2 protein-coding genes are annotated in these 2449 nt (G+C 64.4%); one reads left to right on the forward strand and one right to left on the reverse strand.

The window, feature by feature from the left end:
- Nucleotides 1-1017 (forward strand): transposase (locus tag VGP39_RS00085; RefSeq protein WP_327566077.1); only part of this gene is annotated, 1017 nt, incomplete at its 5' end.
- A 209-nt stretch (nt 1018-1226) separates the two neighbouring features.
- Here the strand turns inward: VGP39_RS00085 and VGP39_RS00090 are convergent.
- Entirely contained in the window at nt 1227-2336 is a 1110-nt protein-coding gene (locus VGP39_RS00090) for an IS110 family transposase (protein ID WP_327566078.1), read from the reverse strand.
- Between the last annotated feature and the right edge of the window lie 113 nt (nt 2337-2449).

A 2449-nucleotide genomic window follows, 5' to 3' on the forward strand; every position in this document is an offset into this window, starting at 1 on the left:
TGGATCGAGACGTTCCTGCCAAGCTGGCACGGCCTCCTCGGCCGCCCTCCCGCCGAACGCGCGGCCCTGGCACGTGCCTTCATCGCCAAGGCGGTCTTCAACCTGCCAACCACCCGCCTGCTGATCGACTTGCTATCGGCCGACAAGACACTGCGCCGCTTGTGCGGCTGGCAGCGCGCAGGCGAGGTGCCGAGTGAAGCCACATTCGCGCGCGCCTTTGCGGAATTCGCCGACAGCGCTCTGCCATCGCGGCTGCATGTCGCATTGATTGAGGAAACTCACGCAGATCGCTTGGTCGGACATATCTCGCGCGACAGCACCGCCATCGCGGCGCGCGAGAAGCCCGTGACGTCAGCCGAGCCGAAGCCACCCGCACCGGCCAAACGCAAGCGCGGCCGCCCTGGCAAGGGCGAGGAGCGTCCGGTCGAGCCGCCGCGCCGGATCGAGCGCCAACTCGGCATGACCTTGCCCGCGATGCTGAAAGATCTGCCGCGGCACTGCGATGTCGGCACCAAACGCAATGCCAAGGGCCATCAGCAATCCTGGATCGGCTACAAGTTGCCCATCGACACCGCGGACGGCGAGATCCCGATCAGTTGCATCCTCACCGCGGCGTCCGTGCATGACAGCCCACTCGCCATTCCGCTCGCCACCATGACCGCCGCGAAAGTCACCAACCTGTACGACCTGATGGACAGCGCCTACGACGATGCCGCCATCAAACAGCACAGCCGCAGCCTCAACCATGTGCCGATCATCGACGTCAATCCACGGGCCGCAGCCGGGCTGAAGCAGGAACTGGCGCAGGAGGCGAAGCGGCAACGCCAGGTGGGACACCGCATGGCAGAGGACGTACGCTACGGCGAACGCAGCACGGCGGAACGGGTCAATGGCGGGCTGAAGGACAATTATGGCGGCCGGACCGTCCGCGGGCGCGGGGGCGCCAAAGTGATGTGTCACCTGATGTTCGGGGTGGTCAGTTTCACCGCCCTGCAACTGCTCCGCCTGGTTACGTAGCGGCCCTTGGCGACCGACCACCGCACCCTTGCCGCTGCCTTCAGCGGTGAGGTCGTCATCGGCTTGCCAAAAAACGCGGAAAACCCCGTCGCATGCCGATGCGCTCATGTGAACCAGGTCAGATCGTCCTGATGTCAGCTCTCGGTGCATCTTTTGTCAGAAAATCACGCGCCGACGCGCCAGAGTTTTGCAAGTGGCTCTACTATATACTACATAGCCTGAACTTCTCGACCGATCGCCCAGATGAAACCCGCCAATTCGCGCGCGACGGCGGTCACGGCGATGGTCAACTTTTTGCCCCGCTGTGACAGAGCCCGATAGCGAGCGCACAGTCGTAACTGCGCCTTGGCCGCGATGTCGCGCACCGCGGGGGGCAAGTGCTCAAGGATGTCGTGCTTGTTCTGACTGGTCCGCGGCGGATGGCGATAGCTCCAGGCACTCTCAACCAAGGCCTGCCGCACCCGGCCATTGCCCGCCTTGGTGATGCCGAGCCGGTGGACCGTATCGCCGGTCGAGCGTTCGCCGGGCACCAGACCGAGATAGGCCATGAGCTGGCGTGGATTTTCAAACCGCCGTAGATCGCCGACCTCAGCCATGACCGTCGCCGCGGTCACCAAATTGACGCCGCGCAAGCCCTGCAGCGCTTCAACGACCGGGGCGAGCGACCATTTGGGCAGCAATTCCACAATCGCTGCCTCGATCCGATCCAGCTGCTCGCCGGCATGCCGGGCGGCGAGCAGCAACTCCTGCAGCACCAGATGCTGGCCGAGGTGGTCGAAACGTTGCGCCTGCAGCCACTGCGTGTGACCGGCGCCCCAGGTCTTCTTGCCTGGATAGACCCGCCCTTGCCGCAGCATCATCGATGAGATCGTCTGGCGCTTGCGGCGCAAGTCATCGACTGCCATTTGCCGGCAGCGGATGAGATCACGCATCGCCTCATGCGCCTCGTCGGGCACCCAGACCGCGGTCAGTTCACCGGCTCTCAGCAACCGGGCAAGCTGCAATGCATCACGCCGGTTCGTCTTCACCCGCTCGCCCGGCTTGCGCGGGATCAACGATGGCGCGACCACGGAGCATTGATGACCGAGTTTGACGAGCTGGCGGTAGAGCCCATAGCCGGTCGGACCGGCTTCGTAGCAGAAATGCAGTCGCCCGTGACGCTTCTCCAGTTTGGTCACCAGCCGACGGACACTTTCGGGATCAGCGCCGATCTCACCGATGTATCGAACCTCGCCTTGTCGGCCTTCTTCGGCAACCGCCACGGCGTGGCGGGCCTTGGCCACATCCAATCCAACGAAAACCTCTGTATGCTGCTCCACGGTTCGTCCTCCTGCGCTGAGGATAGGCCCGCCTCCGCGGGCAACCCTCGTTGACCCCGCGCAGTGTAGGACGAGCCACCCTGGCCCAAACGCGGACATGCGGTCTAAGGCAC

Origin of the sequence: Bradyrhizobium sp., assembly GCF_036009065.1 — a bacterium.
Taxonomy (GTDB): domain Bacteria; phylum Pseudomonadota; class Alphaproteobacteria; order Rhizobiales; family Xanthobacteraceae; genus Bradyrhizobium.